The 19698-nt window shown below is 39.8% G+C and carries 19 protein-coding genes and 1 pseudogene; 12 read left to right on the top strand and 8 right to left on the bottom strand.

What is annotated here, in order from left to right; genetic code table 11:
- Positions 1–28: 28 nt before the first annotated feature.
- From FQ087_RS06510 to FQ087_RS06500, 3 genes are all read right to left on the bottom strand, one after another.
- On the bottom strand, positions 29–1045 hold the full coding sequence (locus tag FQ087_RS06510; protein WP_149579682.1) for a DUF1646 family protein: 1017 nt from the start codon (positions 1043–1045) through the stop codon (positions 29–31).
- A 306-nt stretch (positions 1046–1351) separates the two neighbouring features.
- Positions 1352–1669 carry a hypothetical protein gene (locus FQ087_RS06505; RefSeq protein WP_149579681.1) on the bottom strand — a complete coding sequence of 106 codons (318 nt, stop codon included), beginning with the start codon at positions 1667–1669 and terminating at the stop codon, positions 1352–1354.
- Positions 1670–1942: 273 nt separating this feature from the next.
- A complete protein-coding gene (locus FQ087_RS06500; RefSeq protein ID WP_149579680.1) occupies positions 1943–3433 on the bottom strand; it encodes a peptide MFS transporter in 1491 nt (496 codons plus the stop codon).
- Between the two features lie 326 nt (positions 3434–3759).
- Here FQ087_RS06500 and FQ087_RS06495 point away from each other — a divergent pair.
- Positions 3760–4053 (top strand): annotated as a pseudogene (locus FQ087_RS06495) (DUF1259 domain-containing protein); the annotation flags it as partial.
- A gap of 20 nt (positions 4054–4073) precedes the next feature.
- Positions 4074–4313 carry a hypothetical protein gene (locus tag FQ087_RS06490; protein ID WP_149579679.1) on the top strand — a complete coding sequence of 80 codons (240 nt, stop codon included), beginning with the start codon at positions 4074–4076 and terminating at the stop codon, positions 4311–4313.
- 56 nt (positions 4314–4369) lie between these two features.
- Here FQ087_RS06490 and FQ087_RS06485 read toward each other — a convergent pair whose 3' ends face one another.
- A complete protein-coding gene (locus FQ087_RS06485) occupies positions 4370–5452 on the bottom strand; it encodes a CdaR family transcriptional regulator (RefSeq protein ID WP_149579678.1) in 1083 nt (360 codons plus the stop codon).
- A 124-nt stretch (positions 5453–5576) separates the two neighbouring features.
- Between FQ087_RS06485 and FQ087_RS06480 the strand changes: the two genes are divergently transcribed.
- Positions 5577–6710, top strand: coding sequence for a glycerate kinase (locus tag FQ087_RS06480; RefSeq protein ID WP_149579677.1), 1134 nt, complete (start codon positions 5577–5579; stop codon positions 6708–6710).
- 12 nt (positions 6711–6722) lie between these two features.
- A complete protein-coding gene (locus tag FQ087_RS06475) occupies positions 6723–8069 on the top strand; it encodes a GntP family permease (RefSeq protein ID WP_149579676.1) in 1347 nt (448 codons plus the stop codon).
- Positions 8070–8571: 502 nt separating this feature from the next.
- On the opposite strand, the gene FQ087_RS06470 is transcribed toward FQ087_RS06475, so the two are convergent.
- From FQ087_RS06470 to FQ087_RS06455, 4 genes are read right to left on the bottom strand one after another with little or no spacing between them, the layout of a single operon-like run.
- Entirely contained in the window at positions 8572–9426 is an 855-nt protein-coding gene (locus tag FQ087_RS06470; protein WP_149579675.1) for an ABC transporter permease, read from the bottom strand.
- 1 nt (position 9427) lies between these two features.
- Positions 9428–10339, bottom strand: coding sequence for an ABC transporter ATP-binding protein (locus FQ087_RS06465; protein ID WP_149579674.1), 912 nt, complete (start codon positions 10337–10339; stop codon positions 9428–9430).
- The gene (locus tag FQ087_RS06460) at positions 10332–10751 is read right to left on the bottom strand and encodes a hypothetical protein (RefSeq protein WP_149579673.1); all 420 of its coding nucleotides are present in this window, start codon (positions 10749–10751) and stop codon (positions 10332–10334) included. The genes FQ087_RS06465 and FQ087_RS06460 overlap by 8 nt, the downstream gene beginning before the upstream one ends.
- Position 10752: 1 nt before the next feature.
- On the bottom strand, positions 10753–11268 hold the full coding sequence (locus tag FQ087_RS06455; protein ID WP_149579672.1) for a LytTR family DNA-binding domain-containing protein: 516 nt from the start codon (positions 11266–11268) through the stop codon (positions 10753–10755).
- 123 nt (positions 11269–11391) lie between these two features.
- Between FQ087_RS06455 and FQ087_RS06450 the strand changes: the two genes are divergently transcribed.
- The 8 genes from FQ087_RS06450 (at position 11392) to FQ087_RS06415 (ending at position 19683) form a co-directional block, all read left to right on the top strand.
- Positions 11392–13272: an ABC-F family ATP-binding cassette domain-containing protein gene (locus FQ087_RS06450; protein ID WP_149579671.1), complete on the top strand. Its 1881-nt coding sequence runs from the start codon at positions 11392–11394 to the stop codon at positions 13270–13272.
- An 18-nt stretch (positions 13273–13290) separates the two neighbouring features.
- Positions 13291–14421, top strand: a complete 1131-nt coding sequence (locus FQ087_RS06445; protein ID WP_149579670.1) for a conserved virulence factor C family protein — start codon at positions 13291–13293, stop codon at positions 14419–14421.
- 198 nt (positions 14422–14619) lie between these two features.
- Positions 14620–15045, top strand: coding sequence for a hypothetical protein (locus FQ087_RS06440; protein ID WP_149579669.1), 426 nt, complete (start codon positions 14620–14622; stop codon positions 15043–15045).
- A 316-nt stretch (positions 15046–15361) separates the two neighbouring features.
- Complete coding sequence (locus tag FQ087_RS06435) at positions 15362–16561, top strand: Bcr/CflA family multidrug efflux MFS transporter (RefSeq protein WP_149579668.1); 1200 nt, start codon at positions 15362–15364, stop codon at positions 16559–16561.
- A gap of 126 nt (positions 16562–16687) precedes the next feature.
- Positions 16688–17128: a hypothetical protein gene (locus tag FQ087_RS06430; protein WP_149579667.1), complete on the top strand. Its 441-nt coding sequence runs from the start codon at positions 16688–16690 to the stop codon at positions 17126–17128.
- Between the two features lie 352 nt (positions 17129–17480).
- Positions 17481–18290, top strand: coding sequence for an N-acetylmuramoyl-L-alanine amidase family protein (locus tag FQ087_RS06425; RefSeq protein WP_149579666.1), 810 nt, complete (start codon positions 17481–17483; stop codon positions 18288–18290).
- A 138-nt stretch (positions 18291–18428) separates the two neighbouring features.
- Positions 18429–18605 carry a helix-hairpin-helix domain-containing protein gene (locus tag FQ087_RS06420; RefSeq protein WP_370456039.1) on the top strand — a complete coding sequence of 59 codons (177 nt, stop codon included), beginning with the start codon at positions 18429–18431 and terminating at the stop codon, positions 18603–18605.
- Between the two features lie 601 nt (positions 18606–19206).
- On the top strand, positions 19207–19683 hold the full coding sequence (locus tag FQ087_RS06415; protein WP_149579665.1) for a helix-turn-helix transcriptional regulator: 477 nt from the start codon (positions 19207–19209) through the stop codon (positions 19681–19683).
- Positions 19684–19698 lie beyond the last annotated feature (15 nt).

Raw genomic sequence — 19698 nt, 5'->3', positions numbered from 1 at the left:
ATCACTCATTTTACATCCTTTTTTGAATCTAACCGATAGTCACAATTACTACGAAGTAAATAACCATTGCAATCAAGCCAAGTGGAACACCAAAACGGGCCCATTCAATACTTTTAATATTTAGCTTTCCGGCAGCGATAATATTTGGAATGTTTCCAGGTATTAACATGCCGCCGCTAATTAGTAGCCCAAGTAAAAGGGCCTTAATTGTCGAATCATTCATAACGGGGCTGATTTCTGCAGCAGCTAATGTAGCATTATCGAGTACAGCTGAAATCATGTTAATCCAATATAATACGAGTGGGTTTAAATCCAAGAGGTATCTTTCTATAAATGGTTCGAAACCTGCACCGAGCAGCGTCAGAGCCATTACGAACAGATATACTTTAATCCCACGAATAATGATATCAACATACGATTCAGTTCCTAGATTAGCTTTTAATCCGTTCAACTTGTTTGAAGGCTTAATCATGATTGCGGCTAGTATCCCAAAAGCAATGACACCCGGAATAATATCGGGACCAATTAACCGAAGTAAATAGAAAAATTCAGCATCTAATTTGCTTGTTGCAACTGTCGACAGAGGTTCGCCGATCGGTGTCAGAACAGCACCCAGTCCAATTGAATAACAAGCGATGATGACAAGTCGGATTTCAGATTTACGATCAAGCCTTAAAACGCCTACAATTGCGACCAATACAATCGCAGCAATAATTGCTGTTATGACGCTCGAGAGGATCCCTAAAACGATAACGATAAGTGCTAGGAATATGCGAAATGGAATTGCTTTGCTCATACCTCGTATACTTTTTTCGAAAGGTTTTTGAAGCCATCGGAATAATAATCCAGCAATAAGTACGGCTAATGTAATATGTATCGGATTCTCCAACGCCTTAGCTATCAAAGTCGAGTCTAGTACTTGACTGACAAGTGCTGCAGAAATCCCCATGATGAATAAAAACACTTCCAAGTTTCGTTCAACTACTTTGATTGTGAGTGGCAACAATAATACTAGTATTAAAATAATAGACAAGCCAAGTATCATAAATAATTATTCCCCTTTTCTGTCCGATGTGAAAATTATGAGTAAACTTATCTTATGATTAAGAAGGAAATAAAAAAACAGTTTCTAGAAAAAAATACGATTTGCTTCTTCGGAAGAATCTACTCCTTCAAATCAGAAAAAAGCATGATCCGCTATGGACCACGCTTTTCTTACACTCATAAAACTAAGGAAGTTCCCAGAAGAATTGAGAGTTTAGTTGGTCTGATTAGATAAGCCGTTCGGAAAGGGGGTATCTAAAATTTATCTGTAATAAACTCATCATGCAATCAGTTCTTAAGTTGTGCATTATTTTTCTTTTGCATCGTCTTCCTTTTCTAACCGTTTAACAATTCTTTCTAATAACTTATTAAGTGTCTCTGCATCGGTATTCTGTCCTTGTTCTTTTTTTAAGTCATCAATTTGGCTCTGTAGTTTATCGAGTGCTTGTTGCTGTTGGATATCAGAAAGTCGACTTTCTTCGATTGAAATGGCACTTCCGATGGTTTGTAGGGCATCCCCGAATGTAGAAATTGCTGAACCCCATAATGCGATTTTAGCGCCAGTATTCAATGAACTATCATTACTTTGTAATCCATTATTGGGTACTGAATAGTTTTTCTTCAAGACCATCACCCCTCGACCCTATTAACTAATGACACATTCATCTTATTAGATACTATATGTTTATAAAATTGGTTAGGGACCTTGTTGCTTAGTATCTATCTTTACAAGCGAGTAATGTAAAAAGAGTAGTCACACCCTTTGATTACTGGATTGTTCCAATTATAAGTATATTATTATCTTCTATAAATATCGAAATAAAGAATTCCGCTGAAGTTACTACAAAAAAACAAGCAGCCCCGTAAACTTGAGGGACTGCTTGTTTTTTCAATTGTATTAACGAACACCTTTCATAAACCGCTGGATAATCGGCGACACTGCGAATAAGAGGATACTTAATAGAATCGCTGTTCCGCCGATGATTCCGAAATACATCATTTCAGTTTCAGGTGTATATAATTTAACGAGTTGTGCGTTAAGCGCTTGTGCAGCTGCGTTCGATAGGAACCACAGACTCATTGTCTGTGCAGAGAACGCTGCAGGCGCCAGTTTCGTCGTTGCCGAGAGTCCTACTGGTGATAAGCAAAGTTCTCCTAACACTACGACGAAGATGCTTAGGATGAGCCAGAGTGGGTTCACAAGTGAGTCTGAGCCGCCGAAATAGCTTGGCAGCAAAATAACGATAAACGACAATCCTGCAAACAGAAGACCTAGTGAGAACTTCTGTGGAATATTTGGTTGTCGATCACCAAGTTTCATCCATAGCCATGCAAAGACAGGGGCCAATGTAATGATGAACAATGGGTTGAATGATTGGAAAAAGGCTGGTGAAATTTGATAGCCAAAGATATTAAGGTTCGTTCGTGTATCTGCATAGACCGCAAGAATTGTTGACCCTTGCTCTTGGATTGCCCAAAACATGACGGACGCCAAGAAAAGTGGAATGAACGCAATTATTCTTGACCTTTCCACATCATTCGTTTTCGGACTCCTATACATAACAACGAAATAAACCGTTGGTATAAGGAAGCCGAGGATACCGACAATTACAATGAATGATTCGAAAGTCAACCAGCCTTGAGGGATGGCTATTGCAACTAGAATTCCAATAACTATAGCCGCAATTGCGAAAATTGAGAATACTTTTCTTTTCTCAGACGGTAGCAGTGGATTTGCCACTTGCATACCTGCCAAGCCAAGACTTTTCTTTTTCGTCAAGATGAAAACTAATAATCCGAAAAACATACCAATTGCTGCAACACCGAATCCTAAATGGAAACTTGTTTCCATTAAACTTCCGACGATAAGTGGTGAGATGAATGCACCCAAGTTAATACCCATGTAGAAAATACTGAATCCTGCATCGCGACGGTTGTCGTTTTCAGGATAAATGTCGCCAACAACACTGGAGACGTTTGGTTTTAGTAATCCTGTCCCAATTACGATGAGGATCATTGAAACGAAGAACATTGAAATGTTACCGGGAATTGCAAGTGCAATATGACCAAGCATAATGAATATTCCACCATAAAAAATTGCTTTTGATGTACCGAATATCCTATCCGCCAGCCATCCGCCTATAATACCTGACATATAAACCAGAGAACCGTAGATAGACACGATGGACAAGGCAACTGTTTTATCTAATCCAAGTCCGCCACTTGATACTTCGTAGTACATATAGTACACGAGGATTGCTCTCATACCGTAATATGAAAAACGCTCCCAGAATTCCGTGAAGAATAATGTGAACAAACCTTTCGGGTGTCCGAAGAATCCTTTTTGCGGGACGCTCTCCACGATCTCTTTCTTAGTTAGCTGTGTCATGATGATGCCTCCTTCATATTTTACTATAATACAATTAATCGTTTTCAATTGTCAAAAATAATTTTTGCAAACGCTATTATTTCCAATAACATTTATATTACAACGTTTCTGTATAATGTTAATTTTCGAAATGAAGATATTAAATATTTTATTATAATAAATTAGTTATATAGTAAAAGTTGTGTAATGTAATATACATGTATCCATGTCATTTTTCATAGAGTGAAGGAATGTGAGAAACTAAATCCGAAGGGACGTCTGAAAATAGGCGGATGATCTAGCTGCACTTTGTCATCAATTCGCGGGAACAGTAAAGTGGAGAAAGGGAAGGGGGGCCAAGTGTATCAGTCTTTCCAGTGGGTGTCTTGTTTGAATCTTTAGATGAAAAGGGTGTCGCATTAAATTTGGCTGAAATCACTATTTTGGCAAGCGAACTGACAGTATTCATGCACTCCATTACCCAACAAGGGAAGATTATCAGTGTATTACATAACTATTGGCTATATATGCAACCAACAATCATGTACATTCATATTCAATCTGTTGAACCTCCACTGGTTTTCTCCAGGAAATTAGCATATTCAATTACTTTACTGAGCAGGTATCCGTTTGCAAACTAATTATTCGAGGAGGAGAAAGGTTGGAAATCTATGATGTCGTCTTAATTCCACTTATCATCGGGATTGTATCTTTGTTGAAGATGTATGGAATGCCAAGGCGGTTATTGCCTGTCATGGCTCTCATCTTCGGTGTTGTAGGGGGTATAATATACATTTATCCTGAAGATATAAAAGCAGGAATACTTGTCGGTTTGATGATGGGTTTATCTGCAAGTGGATTGTATTCTGGAGGGCGAACGGTGATTGAGAAAACGGAATAGAGTTAACGTGACCCCCCTTAGGTAATTGAACCTTAAGAGGGGTTATATATAGGCGGTTATTTTTCATCTAGTAAAAGAGCAATTTTCAATAATACTGCATCGTGAAAGAGGGAAGGGTTATAGCCGCTTATTTCTTCTATTTTCCGAAGTCGGTACTTCAATGTGTGACGGTGGATTTCTAAGGTTGAGGCTGCTATCGAGTTGTTCTGATTGCAAGAAAAGTAGACGGAAAGTGAATGTCTCAATTGTTCATTCAACCCATTCAAAACCCTATTGGAAAACCTTGCCGTTTCACTAGACGAAGAGTCCCTTTTCAACAGAGCCAACAATTCTACGTCCTCAAAGTAGATAAGATGCTGTGTTGTTTGTGCAAATAGTAATGCATTTTTTGCGGTGGTATAGGAATAGCGAATTTCATCTAAAGAATCTACGGAATAGCCAACGCCGATTCTGACGAAGGAGTCTTTCTGCAAAATAGGAAGTAATGTAGAAAGTTTTCTCTTCAAAGTAGTTTCCGTCATTCCGCTTATTAAAATGAATATTTCATTTAGCTGTGAATGCCCAATAAGAACGGTGTTTTTTTCAAATTGATCCTCCAACTTTTCAATAATTCTCTGTGAGGACGGTGCGAAACTTTTAAATTCAATTAATAGCGTTACGAAAGGGTTTTTTATGCTAAATCCCAAAAGGGAAAGCCTCTCCTTAACGATCAGAGAAAGAGGTTCACCACTCACTAATTCTTCGAAAATAAGCTCTTTCATCTTTCGTTTCCATTCTGCGCGTGAAGTAATGAGCGATTGGTGCACCATCATTTCAGTTGTTAATTGTACAAGTGTTGCAATCTCTCTTAGGTCTACAGGATTACCAGTTATACCAATGACACCAACTAATTGTTGTTGGAAATGAATCGGCATGTTAACACCTGGTTTTGTACCATGCCATTCCGCCATGTTTTCCTCCGTTATCCACAAAACTTCCTCCGTCTTCGCTACAAATGCTGCGCCTTCATGTATTTTATTGATTCGTATTTTCTCGCCCGAAGCTAAAATCATTCCATTTGTATCCATGACATTCAAATTACGGTTCAATCGAATCATGGTTTGCTCAACAATTTCATCAGCAAGTTGTTTTGTTAACATATTCTATCCCCTATGTATAAATTTTCTGAAAATAATATGAATGATTCTATACACTTAGTATAATGTATTTTCTGAATTTAGACACTACACTGTTTGTAAGCGCTTTAATTGAGGGGGAATATTTATTAAAGTAGTCATAGCGCCAGATTCATTTAAAGGTAGTTTGACAGCCGTTCAAGCAGCGCAAGCAATTGCGGCAGGAATTCGTGATGCTGATTCCTCTATAGAGACAGTAATGCTACCTGCGGCTGATGGTGGTGAGGGAACAATGGACAGCTTGGTTGGAGCCACTGATGGAAAAATTGTATCTGTCATTGTACAAGATCCTCTCGGCCGGAAAGTTGAGGCGTGTTATGGCATTTTAGGGGATGAAGAAGTATGCGTCATTGAAATCGCAGAAGCTTCCGGATTAATGCTTTTACAGGAATATGAAAGAAATCCACTAGTTACATCGACTTATGGCACCGGCGAGTTAATTGTTCATGCACTTGACGCGGGCTTACGTAATTTTATTATCGGGCTTGGTGGCAGTGCAACGAACGACGGTGGTGTCGGGATGTTACAGGCATTAGGAATGTGCTTTGTTGATGAAGACAGAGTGGAATTGCCGAGGGGCGGGGGCTCACTTGGAGACCTTCATACAATCGACATAATTCGTTTTGATAAAAGAATTTCTGAAAGCAATTTTCTCGTCGCATGTGATGTAGAAAATCCATTTGTCGGACCTGATGGCGCTTCTGTTGTTTTTGGTCCTCAAAAAGGGGCTTCCCTAGCAATGGTAAATGTCCTCGATAGAAATTTAACAAAGTTAGCCAATATTGTAGAACAACAAACTGGTATTTCTCTCCAAGGGAAAAAAGGTTCGGGTGCGGCTGGGGGTGCAGGGGGTGCATTCCAGGCGTTCTTTCCAGGAGAAATGAAACAGGGAATCCAAGTCGTGTTAGATGCAATCTCGTTTGATGAATATGTAACTGACTCCGATCTAGTTATTACAGGGGAAGGCAAAACGGATAGTCAGACGTTATCGGGTAAAACACCATTTGGCGTTGCTAAAGTAGCGCAGAGGAAAGGGAAGCCAGTCATTCTTATTTCAGGTGCTATAGATGAAGAAAGCCGGAATCTATTAGCCCCCATGTTCAACGAACTGCATGCGGTTGCAGATGGGACGGTTTCATCAAAAGAGTCTATAGAACATGCAAGTCATTATTTAAGAGCAAAAACAAAGCGGGTAATGGAGAATTACTTGACTAAAAAATAAAGGGGTGTAGGGATGTTATTTGCAGTAATTACTCTTGGTGTTGTACTCATTGTTCTATTGACGGCTGTTTTCAAAGTTCATCCATTTTTGTCTTTGTTACTTGGTGCATTTTTTGTCGGAATAGCTTCTGGTATGCCTTTATTAACAGTTGTTGACAGTGTAAATGAAGGATTTGGCGGACTGATGAAGTCGATTGGAATTGTCATTGTTGCCGGAACAATCATTGGTGTTATTTTAGAAAAATCTGGTGCGGCATATCGTATGGCGGAAGTCGTTTTACGGTTGATTGGAGAAAAGCGACCTCAACTGGCAATGTCACTTATCGGGTATATTGTATCAATTCCAGTTTTCTGTGATTCAGGATTCATTATATTATCAAGTTTGAAAAAAGCACTTGCGAAACGGGCGAAAGTTGGGATTGCATCGATGTCAGTTGCACTCGCAACCGGTTTGTATGCAACACACACATTAGTACCCCCAACACCTGGACCAATTGCTGCAGCTGGTAACATTGGTGCGGCAAATTATTTAGGAACTATTATTTTAATGGGCCTTTTCGTTGCGATTCCAGCGGTCATTGTCGGTTATTTCTGGGCAGTTAAAGTGGCATCTAAAATCAAAGTGCCAGAAGATACAGAGGAAGGCGGTCTGAATTACGAAGAAATTGTGAAATCATTCGGAGAAATGCCTTCTACTTTCAAGGCGTTCCTACCGATTGTCCTGCCAATTATTTTGATTGGAATCGGATCAATTGCAGCTCTTACGGGTGAAGTTACAGGCTTTATCAACTTCTTACGATTTTTAGGAGCACCATCTGTTGCACTTTTATTCGGTGTATTAGCAGCGTTTATGTTACTTCCTAAATTTAATGAAGAGACGTTATCAGGATGGATTGGTGAAGCACTGAAACAAGCTGCGCCAATTCTTCTCATCACGGGAGCAGGAGGAGCATTCGGAAAAGTTATTTCAAATTCAGGTGTTGCCGATCTTATCGCAAACATGAATATGGATGCGTTAGCAGGTGGTGCATTGTTCCTCCTTATTCCGTTTATCATTGCAGCGGCATTGAAAACAGCCCAAGGCTCTTCGACTGCCGCACTTGTCATCACGTCAACATTAATAGCACCACTGCTGCCTTCATTTGGCATTGAAGGCGCAATTCCACTTGCGCTTGTAGTCATGGCAATTGGTGCTGGAGCAATGACTGTCAGCCATGTGAACGATAGCTTCTTCTGGGTTGTCACTGAATTTAGTGGTATGACAGTAACAGATGCGTATAAAGCGCAAACGATGGCAACGCTTTTACAAGGCGTAACAACGATCGTAGTTACGATGTTGCTATGGACTGTTCTAGTGTAGATCATGTGATAAAGAAGTCTGATCTGTTAGTGAGTTTTCTAGCTAACAGATCAGACTTTTTCCATCCCATTATTTAATCATCACGTCTGTTGATTAACCATTTATTCGCATAAAATACTGGTAAGAAGGGCTTGATAACCACCATTTTACTGGACCATTTCCGGGTCGCTCTCGGCGAAATATTCATAATTTTACCGAGGTCTGTTGTTTTTGCGTAACTATGAAACTAATTATTCACGAAGTTGCATCCCGATATAAGTTGAAATGCAGTTTCCCCTTATATCGACTTCGGCTACCTTTGCCCCTGTAAAGCGTCTACGCTCAATTTTCTCTTGTAGGAATATCGGGACGCTTGGTGAATTAATAAAAAAGTAAAGCGATTCGAGAGGCTGACGTCAGGAGTCTAGACACCGATCGAGTAGAAAAACGTATACTTTCTTACCTTTCGACATAAAAGCTTGCGCGTGCATAAGAGGGACAGCCTCGATATGCACACGCAAGCTTATTTACTTTTTCTTCTCATAACAAGCAGGGATAGACCGAAAAACAGCAACGTTGTAGCACTGAGATACATAATACTAAAAAAGGGAGTAGTTTTTTTACCATTGATGTTGTATAAGATGCCCATATCGATTTCGAATGCTTGTTTCACAGCGACTGGCGCAGTAGAAAAGGCCTCTAGTAGGGGGGCATCCATTATTAATTGCCGAAAGAGGGCAGCTGAATGAGAGACGGGGAAAATCTTGACAACTGCTTGGATGTAATCAGGCAGGCCGCCAATCGGAATATAGATGCCAGCTAAGAATCCCAGGAGTGTTCCAATGACCGTGCTTGCTGCAGCAAATGCATTTGACGTTTTGAAAAAGGAAACCAAAAGAAGCACCATCGATCCACTTGCCAAAACAGATAATATAACTACACCGCCAGCTGCTATCATTTTACCGAACGACAGTACTGATTCTCCAGAAACATAGAGATACATATTTGAAGCAAGGAGTGCCAACATGCACATGATGAAACCTACAACCAACGCACTGACGATATAGCCACCCACTAAATTCGCTCGTGAAATAGGGGAAGAGTAAAAATCCATATATGTTTTATTTGCGCGATCTTCAACCAAAATGCCGAACGAGCCAAGTGTTGTCGTCATTGAAGTTACTGCTAGAATCCCAGCGATGAACCATGAAGTGAGCACTGCCTTTTTTGCGGGGAAGTCCGGAAGCCCTTTGGCTGTCATATCTCCTAAGAATAAAACGTACAGAGCAATTAAAATAATGACGGCAAGAAGCGAGAAAAAGACTGTGGCTTTATCCCTGAAGTACAATAATATATTCCGTTTAGCGAATGCTATCATCCTAATTCACGACCTTTCCATTGATGGCGATAAAGACATCATCCAAACTGGATTTTTTCACTTCAAAAGAAGTGATGAAAGAAGCGAATTTCGCTAAAATCGGTATCGCATCCGTCGTATCGCTAAGGCAGATGTGAAAAAGTGATCTTTCTTCATTGAAATCCAGTCCATCTAATGTAAGCAAGCTACGCAGTTCATCTGCTCGATCTGTGGAAATCATCAGTAAATCCGTTGAATAGTCATTTTTTAACTGTTCAGGAGTTCCTTTTGCAACAATACTACCTTCTTTCATAACTACAACATAATCCGAATTCGCTGCTTCTTCAATGTAATGTGTGGTGAGAAAAACAGTCATACCTGTTTCTTTTTGAAGTTGCAGTATGGTTGCCCATATGTTTTTCCGGCTTTCCGGATCAAGCCCAGTCGTCGGTTCGTCTAAAATTAAGATGTTCGGTTTATGAATAAGTGCGCGCGCAATATCCACTCGCCGTCGTTGTCCACCCGATAATTTCCCGTAAGATCGATTCGAAATAGACTGTATATCGACGATATCCATTACTCGAGTAATCGCAGCGTTACGCTCTTGCCGAGCAAGCCCATAAAAAGATCCCCGAATCGCTAAATTCTCTTTAACGGTCAATAAAGGATCAAGTAAGCTCTCTTGAAATACAACACCGATTTCCTGGCGAATAGCTTGGTCGTGTTTTCCGACAGTATAACCATTTACTAAGACAAAACCACTGTCTTGCTGAAGGAGCGTCAAGAGAATTGAGATGGTCGTCGATTTCCCGGCGCCATTCGTACCTAAAAAAGAAAAGAGGGCGCCTTCTTCTACATAGAAACTGATGTCGTTAACAGCTTTGACTTTCCCGAATGACTTGGACAGGCGCTCTACTTCAATTATTTTATTCATTTGAATCACTCCTTTTCTCACGTGAAATAACAGCATTTATTTGCACTGCGCTAGATTGATTGCCCATAAAGGTAAAGGAAATCACAATGATATATGTTAGTAAACCGATTGCAACGACAAATGATATAGTGGACCAATTGAATGGAAACATGTTGAAAACGAGACCGACTCCTAGGATAACGATTACTACGTCAAAAAGCTCAAGCAATCGTAATAATAAAGGATTTCGGATTGGAAACAAATGCGTTAAGAAGACTAAGTATATAATGCCAATTGAAATCAATAACATATTGACGACGATTTTTGCATCCATAGGCGGGAAAATATGTAAGAGACTAAATAAAAGATAAAAGATAGAACTGAACGTAAACGCGATACAACCTGCTGAAATGTAGTGCTTAAATCGGTACATATTATTTGCCACCTCGCGTTAAAAACTTTTCTTTGAATAACTTAACGTAATGTCTATTAACAATTACTATTTCTCCATTTGTCAAAGACGCTTCAAATTTCCCGTTGAATAGAGCCCGGACGCTCTCAATATACGCCGTATTGACAACTAAATTTTTACTGATCCGGACAAAATGTGTTCCGACCAACATTTTTTCAATCTCGTAAAGCTTCAAGTCGTTTTCATACACGTCTTTTTCATTGTAAAGAAACGAACGGTTGTCGATAGATTCAATATAATATACGTTATCGACGACAAGGGAGTACGTCCGTCCATCTCTCGTTCCGTTGATTGTAGTGGTTGTTTGTTTGATCTGTTCGATTAATCGTTCGAGCCGGTTATCAATTTGTTGACACTTAATAATGATTTCAACTTCGTCATACTCCTCAGATTCATGTATCGTCAAACGAATGATTACCACGCCCTTTTGCAAAAATACTATCGTGAGAATCGTACCATTTTGTGGAATTTGTAACAATACTTCTCACGTAACATGCGTTTTTCATACGATAAGATGCACGGATAGTACAATACTCTTTTAAAAAGCATGGTAAATCGGCTATGATAGTACAAGGTACATATTAGAAATGGAAGTGTTGTCATGAGTCAATTGATTATCGAAAACCTCACGAAGACTGTTGGGGAGAAAACATTATTTAAAAATATAGCGTTTACAGTCATAAGCGGAGAAAAAGTGGGCCTGCTCGGCATCAATGGAACAGGTAAATCGACGTTACTGTCAATCATTGCAGGAATTGAACAAGCTGATACGATTTCGGCCGATCATCCGAATAGATACCGCATTGTTTATCTGCCACAAGAGCCCGAAATTGATCTGGAACTTACAGTAATGGAAACAGTTTTCAAGAGTGATGCACCGATTATCAAGGTTAACTTGGAATATGAGTACGCACTTCAAGCACTTTCGGCCAATCCGGAATCTACACTAAACCAGGAGCGATATTCTAAGTTTCAAATCGAGATGGACGATCTATCCGGCTGGGATATAAACTCAAAAGCACGGACGATTTTGTCTAAACTTGGTATTGAAACGTTCGATAAAAAGATGGGTGAGCTTTCTGGCGGACAGAAAAAACGTGTAACGCTTGCAAAAGTATTAATTGAGCCTGCCGATCTCTTATTGCTCGATGAACCGACAAACCATCTCGATGTAGATTCAATAATGTGGCTATCAGATTACTTGAAAAATGAACAAGGAGCTGTCATCTTTGTTACCCATGACCGCTACTTTTTGGACGAGTTATCAACTAATATCTATGAACTTGCAGATAAAACGTTATATGCACATACAGGTAACTACGGGAATTATCTTGAATCGAAAGCCATTCGCGCAGAGATGGCTGCATCGACGGACGATAAACTCCGAAATCGCTACCGTTCTGAACTGAAATGGATTAGACGAGGTGCGAAAGCTAGATCGACAAAGCAAAAAGCACGGATTGACCGCTTTGATGACCTAGCTGAGAAAGTCAAAAAAGAAGACACGGGCGGAGAAATGGAAGTCGCGCTTAAGTCAACACGTCTTGGTAAAAAGGTGATTGAAGCAGTCAGCATCTCAAAGTCGTTCGGTGGAAGAAAAATCATTAATGAATTCTCAAGTATCCTTCAATCGGGTGATCGTATCGCGGTTGTTGGACCTAACGGGGCAGGGAAAACGACGTTGTTGAATATGTTTTCTGGAGAAAGTGAACCGGACAGCGGAATCATTGACAAAGGAACGACAGTGAAAATTGCTCATTTCCAACAACATGCGCCACTTATGGATGAGAAAAAACGGATTATCGAATATATTCGTGATACCTCTAATGATATCGAAGGTGCTGATGGCGCAAGAATTTCAGCTTCACAAATGTTGGAACGGTTTTTATTCCCTACAAAAGCACACGGTACACCCATCGGCAAATTATCCGGTGGCGAGCGAAAAAGACTTTATTTATTGAAACTACTGATGGAACAACCAAACGTCATGTTGTTGGATGAGCCGACGAATGACCTTGACCTTGAGACCCTTTCTGTACTGGAAACGTTCATCGATACATTCCCTGGCGTTGTCATCACAATCTCTCATGACCGGTTCTTCCTAGACCGTACGTCAACAAAACTATGGGTAATGGATGGATCAGGGAATGTCGACACATGGTTTGGTATCTATTCTGACTTCCTTGAAACCTATGTGCCTAAAGAAAAGGTGATACATGAGCCGATTGTTGAGGTAGAAAAACCGGTTCAACAGGAACAAAAAAAGAAAATGTCGTACGCAGAAAAGAAAGAGTACGAAACAATTGAGTCAGCAATCGAAACTGTAGAGAAGTCGATCGAAGCGACAGAGGCAGAAATGGCATCCACTGGCTCCGATTACGATAAACTAAGAGAACTGACGGCGAAACTTGAAGAACTAAACAGCAAATACGACACACTCATTGAACGTTGGTCTTTTTTACAAGAATTGAATAAGTCCTAAGGAAAGGGGAACATACACTTGAAAATAGTAACGATTGAGCCAACACCAAGCCCTAACTCCATGAAAATCGTGCTCGACACAGAATTAGCAAAAGGGACGAGTCATAATTATAAAAAAAGTGATGCGGAAACAGCGTCTTTTCCAGCTTCAGCATTACTGAACATTCATGGCGTAAAAGGAATCTATCACGTCATGAACTTCATGGCGGTCGAACGAATTAGTAATGTCGCATGGGAATCAATTCTTGCTGACGTTCAAGCCGTTTTCAATGATGAACAGAGTGAGCAGACAGAACCAATAGAAGAGATTGATGACAACTATGGGGAAGTATACGTACACGTTCAAACCTACAAAGATATCCCTCTTCAAGTGAAAGTATTCGATAGCGAATCTGAAGAACGCTTTGGACTAAGTGAACGTTTTGTGCAAGCGATGGAAAAGGTTCATGGACGTGATGTGGAGAACTATGTTTTACTACGTAAATGGGCAGATTATGGAATCCGTTACGGAGAAAAAACTGAAATCGGTGAAACGGTTATTCAGGAGATAGAGGCGGCATATACAGAAGAACGTTTGCAAGCTATTATCCGTCAGGTGAATGAAGGACAAAGTGAAAGTATCCAGCGTGGAAGAAAAATTTCACTAGAGGAGTTTTCAGTTGACCAATGGGAGACTAGATTCCAACTGCTAGATCAAATTCCTGACCCCGACATGACGGATGCACCACTTCTTGAACGCGCACTGGACGATGAAAAAATGTCAATTAGACGTCTCGCAACGGTCTATCTTGGTATGATTGAAGACGATGCTGTTATTCCATATGTTGAAAAAGCACTTAAAGATAAAAGTTGGGCAGTGCGTCGGACGGCGGGAGACTGCATGAGTGACCTTGGTTTCGAAGGGTTCGAAAAGGCTGCAATCGAAACATTGAATGATAAAAACAAACTGGTTCGCTGGCGTGCTGCTATGTTTTTATACGAAACAGGAACTGACAGGGCGTTGCCTGCTTTGAAAGAGGTTGAAAACGATCCAGAGTTTGAAGTTAAACTCCAAATCCGTATGGCAATTGCGCGAATTGCTGAAGGCGAAGATGCTAAAGGTTCCGTTTGGAAGCAAATGACAGAGGCGCGTGCAGTTTCAAAAGAGTAATTAGACCACTACAATTATCAATATGTTAAACGTTAGTGGATGTGAAAACTTACATTCCGCTAACGTTTTTTATAAAGAACAAAAGCGTAAGCGCCTATTCAAATGAGCTGGAGTTTGGACGTGAAATCTCTATGTTGCAGCTAATCTACAGTACATGATTTATTGTTTCCTAAGCTATGAAAAATAGGAGGAAGACATATGAAACTGTTGAAGATTCTTCTCCTCATCGTATTAATTATTGCTGGAGCCGGATATGGAATCTATTATGTCGGGACCAATATTGCTTCCGACAAAGTAATGAACGTTGTAACTGCTGAATTAGAAAATAGCGGACAGTTAAATGCAATTAAGCAACTGGTAGCAAATGACCCTGAATTAATGCGTTTCATTGAAGAAGGTGCAAATGTTGAAAAAAGTAATCTTCCTTTCACAACAAAAGAGCAGGCAACAAGAGTATTAATCAAAAAAATCGGGTTCAATGAACTCCAAACTATTCAATCTAACGCCCAAAAGGGAATGTCGAATGAGGAAATACAGGAACTTTTAAAAGATATTGAAGGAAAGCTCACAGAGGAAGAAATTTTAGCATTAAAGGTTATCGCATATAAAGAATTCCTAAAATGATGCTGATTTCATTCATAAAGTAGTAAGGATGATTTGAAAATAAATCATCCTTCTTTTATGTATTGCATTTTGGTGATATAGTAGACTACTTGTGATTCTTCTTTAGGGATTTTCATCACATACATATATTGGAATGAAGAATCCCACTGAATTTGCTACTGCGCTAGGGAATGCCTCCCGCCATAAGCCTGTCCGTTCTCCTAGTAGTCTTATGTCTTTAGTTCCCTTTGTAAAGCGCCTTCGCTCAGTTTATATAGGTATTCGTTTGTTCAATATATCAGAAATTTGTTCAATCATAGAAAGGTTGTTAGTTTACATGGGACCACTTAAAGGTAATAAACGAATACGATTTGCATTACTTCTTGGAACACTAGCAGCGATGGGCCCGTTAACAATTGATATGTATTTACCTTCATTCCCGACAATCGTAAGTGCTTTTGGTACTACGGCTACCTATGTACAGGTCAGTTTAACGGCTTGCTTATTAGGTATCGGGTTAGGTCAACTTATTCTCGGCCCAATGAGTGATGTCCATGGACGGAAAAAGCCGTTGCTTATTGCACTTATTGCCTATTTCGTCGCATCAATTTTATGTGTATTTTCCCCAAATATCGGGTTCTTCATTGTAGCACGTTTCTTGCAAGGTTTTGCTGCGGCTGCGGGTATCGTCATTTCAAGGGCTGTCGTCCGAGATTTATATAGCGGACGGGAATTGACGAAGTTTTTCGCTTTGCTCATGCTGATTAATAATTTGGCGCCAATCCTCGCACCTGTACTTGGAGGAGGTATTCTCGCATTCACTGAGTGGACTGGTGTATTTGCTGTTTTAAGCGCAATCGGCTTTTTGCTATTTGTTATTGTCCTATGGAGAATGGATGAAACATTGCCGGAACAAATGCGCGTACCAAGTAACCTCTCTCATACATTAAAAAACTTTCTGTCACTGCTAAAAAACAGACAGTTCATGGGCTATGCACTTGCACAAGGTTTCATCATGGCCGGCATTTTTGCTTATGTCGCCGGAACCCCGTTCGTTTATCAAAATATATACGGAGTCTCACCACAGACGTTCAGCATATTATTCGGTATGAATGGATTTGGACTTATTATCGGGACCCAGGTAGTAGGACGCTTAACAGGTGTTGTCTCAGAAAAACGATTTTTGGAATCAGGTTTGTTCATCTCTATCACTTCAGGCACATTGCTACTGATTGCCGTTTTGCTGAATGGACCACTTGTTACAATCGTTGTTCCTATCTTCTTCTTCGTCGCTTCCATTGGTGTCATTTCGACATCCTCTTTTTCACTTGCGATGGAAAAGCAGGGTCATATTGCAGGTAGTGCATCGGCATTATTAGGATTACTGCCATTCATTTTAGGCGCAATTACGGCACCACTTGTCGGAATTGCAGGGGAAGAGACCGCAATTCCGATGGGAGCCATTATCTTCGCTTCAAGTTTAATTGCAGTCCTCGCGTATTTTGGACTTTCAAGAGTCAAAGTCGAACAGAACTAACAGTCAGCCGCCCGCTCAAATAAGAGTAGGCGGCTTTTTCTATTAACTGGTTATAGTACACACGGTCTTACGGAGCCTGAATATAATGGTTATATCGGTTGAATAGAGGCGTTAGGAGAGAGGGCAGTGAAAGAAGTCATCATTGCGTTAGTCAGTTCTTCAATTACAATCATTATCACAAGTTTTTTTAACTATCATTTTCAGCAAATGAAAGAGATTCGAAATGAAGCGGTTAAATATAAAACAGAAATCCTGAAAAATGTTTATACCCCTGTATTAAAATTACTCGTAGCAGCTATTGTGCCAGGTGACGGATATGATGGGATTACAAAGGAATCTTTTTTTGAAATCGAAGAAGTAATTAAAAGAAACTATGAGTTAGTTGATCCTGATTTAGATTCTATTATTTGGGCCATTAAGAAGGATATCAGATGGGAACACTACGAAGATAGTTTGAAGTTATTTGATAAAGATAAGCGATTATTGCGTCACGTTGAACTAAATTTCAATTTTTATAGGAAGCAATTGGGTTTGCCATTTAACAAAACTAAACTTAAAAAGTCTTAGGAATTAACTAAATATATGTTGAACAAATAAATACCAATAGTAACTGAGCAAAGGCGCCTTAAAAGGGGCAACCGAAGCCCTAAGACTGGTGGCGAAGCTGCCTGGCTTAAGGGCGGGAGGGAGGCATCCCTTAGCGCCGTGCGAATTCGATGGGTTTTTTTATTACACCCTATAAAGGCATCTATAAACGTTAAGTATTGGTGTCCTTTACATATTTATTCAAAAACGGACAAGTGCCGCCATCCAAAAAAAAATTGTGAATAGTATAGATAGAAAGGTATTTTTAGATTGTCGTGGCAATTTAAAAAAGACAAATACTTTTTAATTTGACACAAAAAGGAGGTGTCACAAAATGGTTAAAATCGTAATCGATGCTGGGCACGGATTCAATACACCAGGTAAACGTTCTCCGGATGACGAGCGGGAGTGGTCGTTTAACAATAAAGTAGCAAAATACGCCATTGCCAAACTAAAGAAATACAAAAACGTGGAAATTCTACGTGTAGATGATCCGACCGGTAAGACAGATGTTCCGCTTACTACACGCACTACTTTAGCGAACGAGTGGCAAGCCGATGTATATGCTTCTATCCATCATAATACCCTAGCGGATAAATGGGGTAGCCATAGTGGTATTGAAACATATACAATGGACAACCCAACAGCTAACCCAAAATCAATTGAAATTGCGGGCGCTATTCATCCTAGAATTGTTATGGCTATGGGGATAAGTGATCGTGGGATGAAGCGTGCTAACTTCCACGTTCTTCGGGAATCCGCCATGCCGGCATTCTTAAGTGAGGGAGGCTTTATAGATTCAACAGTTGACATATTAAAGTTACGGGATAATCACTATTTGCAAGCCCAAGGTGAGGCAATCGCAGAAGGATTGGCTATCTACTTTAAATTGCAACTGGCTACTGCCACCGTAGGAAGCCCGATACTATCACCAAAGCAAGGGGTGAATAAGTTGTATAAACCATCATCGCAATCACTTATCAATTCGACAAGTGCCGTTTTAAAACGACTTGAAGAGATGCAAGATGGTCCGTTATCCCCGAAATGGCATGAAAAGCTATTGAAGGGAACATTGACAGAATCGGATGCAATCGGACTCTTGTTTGTAGCAATTGAACGTGGGCTTTTGGTAGATGGAAAGTAAGTGCTTGTCATTTTTGGGGGAAAGGTAAAATGAGAAACATCAGCTACAATAGGGATTATGGTGAGTTTGAAATAACATAATGAGTGAGCTCAGAACATAATAGCTGTTACGATTTCATTGGGTAAAGGGGAAATGATCATGACGCATAACGATAATGCCATTGAAAGTAATCTGCCAACTGGATTAGCAAAACCAGCAATACGAGCGCTTTCAGGTGCCGGTTACTTGCGGCTTGAGCAGTTCGCTAAGCTCACTGAAGCTGAAGTCTTACAAATTACATGGTATGGGCCCAAAAGCCATGGATCTTATCCGTGATGCACTCACCGCCAAAGGGCTGTCGTTCTCCAAGTATTCTTGAATGACCCTAATTTCACGGTAAAAAACGAAACAAGCCATCTTTCCTAGTCAGGGAAAATGGCTTGTTTTGAGTAACGTTAGATTACTTCGATGGGATAAGGTGTATAGCCTTATTTCACGTATCCATACTTTTGCATTGCCATGTTCATTTATTAATTTCTCGACTTCTTTTTGACAAAGAAGTATCTGCACATGGAAAGATCAACGTGGTCGATAAGGATTTTTAGCTATTTCATCGGTTAGTATTTCTTCTTTATCATCGAAATTCGCCCACAATTAGGTATCCCTCATAAACGCTGATTTTACACTAGATGCTTTGTTTTCGAATTAATAATGGATGGAGAAATCAAGCATGTGTATGAATGTTTACGACTCAAGAAAGAACCCTAATTGAAATAGCAAATGGCAAAAGGACCGAATTAGTGGTTCTTTTATAAAATCAAAGTAGGAGTCGGACAAAACCTTAAATAATGAAAAAATTAGATCTTGATATCTACTTTTTGGTGGTGTAATATTACACTTATTAGGGTTGTAAGTAACCTTTTGGAAGGAGTAATATATGAATAGAGAGCAAGTGATTGAACTTATTTCAAGTAAGATTAGACTTATTCGGTTAGAAAAAAGTTATTCGCAAGAAAAAATGGCAGACATTATGGGTATATCAAAAAAAACACTTATCCAAATTGAAAAAGGAAGAACGTTATCAGGTTGGACAAATGTAATTGCGGTATGTGCATTATTCAGAGATAGCGAAATTTTGCAATCTGCTTTAGGAGATGAACCTCTAGAAATCATTGAAACTATTGCGCACAATGGAATAGATAGACCAAGAGATAAGTCGATGGGCGGAAGAGTTTGGTGGCAAGACATTGATAGTAAAGGGAGTTTTCGTTTGCAACAAAACGTAATTAGTCAGCATTATCGAATTTTAGATGACAAAAATTATCGATGGTATAGCTCATTTGAAGAGCAAGAGGCTTTAATGCGTTTAAGAAAGCTATTCAAAGTTGAGTCGTCTAACGAAAGCCGGAAATAAATAGTTTTGGGAGGA

The sequence above is a fragment of the Sporosarcina sp. ANT_H38 genome (assembly GCF_008369195.1).
Classification (GTDB): Bacteria; Bacillota; Bacilli; order Bacillales_A; family Planococcaceae; genus Sporosarcina.
The sequence above is the reverse complement of the archived record's forward strand: the minus strand, read 5'-3'. Positions and strand labels throughout refer to the sequence as shown.

What these genes read in the sequence shown, in the direction of transcription:
- FQ087_RS06510 (WP_149579682.1), bottom strand. Translation starts at nt 1,045, where the DNA reads ATGATACTTGGCTTGTCTATTATTTTAATACTAGTATTATTGTTGCCA.
- FQ087_RS06500 (WP_149579680.1), bottom strand. Translation starts at nt 3,433, where the DNA reads ATGACACAGCTAACTAAGAAAGAGATCGTGGAGAGCGTCCCGCAAAAA.
- FQ087_RS06485 (WP_149579678.1), bottom strand. Translation starts at nt 5,452, where the DNA reads ATGTTAACAAAACAACTTGCTGATGAAATTGTTGAGCAAACCATGATT.
- FQ087_RS06475 (WP_149579676.1), top strand. Translation starts at nt 6,723, where the DNA reads ATGTTATTTGCAGTAATTACTCTTGGTGTTGTACTCATTGTTCTATTG.
- FQ087_RS06470 (WP_149579675.1), bottom strand. Translation starts at nt 9,426, where the DNA reads ATGATAGCATTCGCTAAACGGAATATATTATTGTACTTCAGGGATAAA.
- FQ087_RS06465 (WP_149579674.1), bottom strand. Translation starts at nt 10,339, where the DNA reads ATGAATAAAATAATTGAAGTAGAGCGCCTGTCCAAGTCATTCGGGAAA.
- FQ087_RS06460 (WP_149579673.1), bottom strand. Translation starts at nt 10,751, where the DNA reads ATGTACCGATTTAAGCACTACATTTCAGCAGGTTGTATCGCGTTTACG.
- FQ087_RS06450 (WP_149579671.1), top strand. Translation starts at nt 11,392, where the DNA reads ATGAGTCAATTGATTATCGAAAACCTCACGAAGACTGTTGGGGAGAAA.
- FQ087_RS06440 (WP_149579669.1), top strand. Translation starts at nt 14,620, where the DNA reads ATGAAACTGTTGAAGATTCTTCTCCTCATCGTATTAATTATTGCTGGA.
- FQ087_RS06435 (WP_149579668.1), top strand. Translation starts at nt 15,362, where the DNA reads ATGGGACCACTTAAAGGTAATAAACGAATACGATTTGCATTACTTCTT.
- FQ087_RS06425 (WP_149579666.1), top strand. Translation starts at nt 17,481, where the DNA reads ATGGTTAAAATCGTAATCGATGCTGGGCACGGATTCAATACACCAGGT.
- FQ087_RS06420 (WP_370456039.1), top strand. Translation starts at nt 18,429, where the DNA reads ATGACGCATAACGATAATGCCATTGAAAGTAATCTGCCAACTGGATTA.
- FQ087_RS06415 (WP_149579665.1), top strand. Translation starts at nt 19,207, where the DNA reads ATGAATAGAGAGCAAGTGATTGAACTTATTTCAAGTAAGATTAGACTT.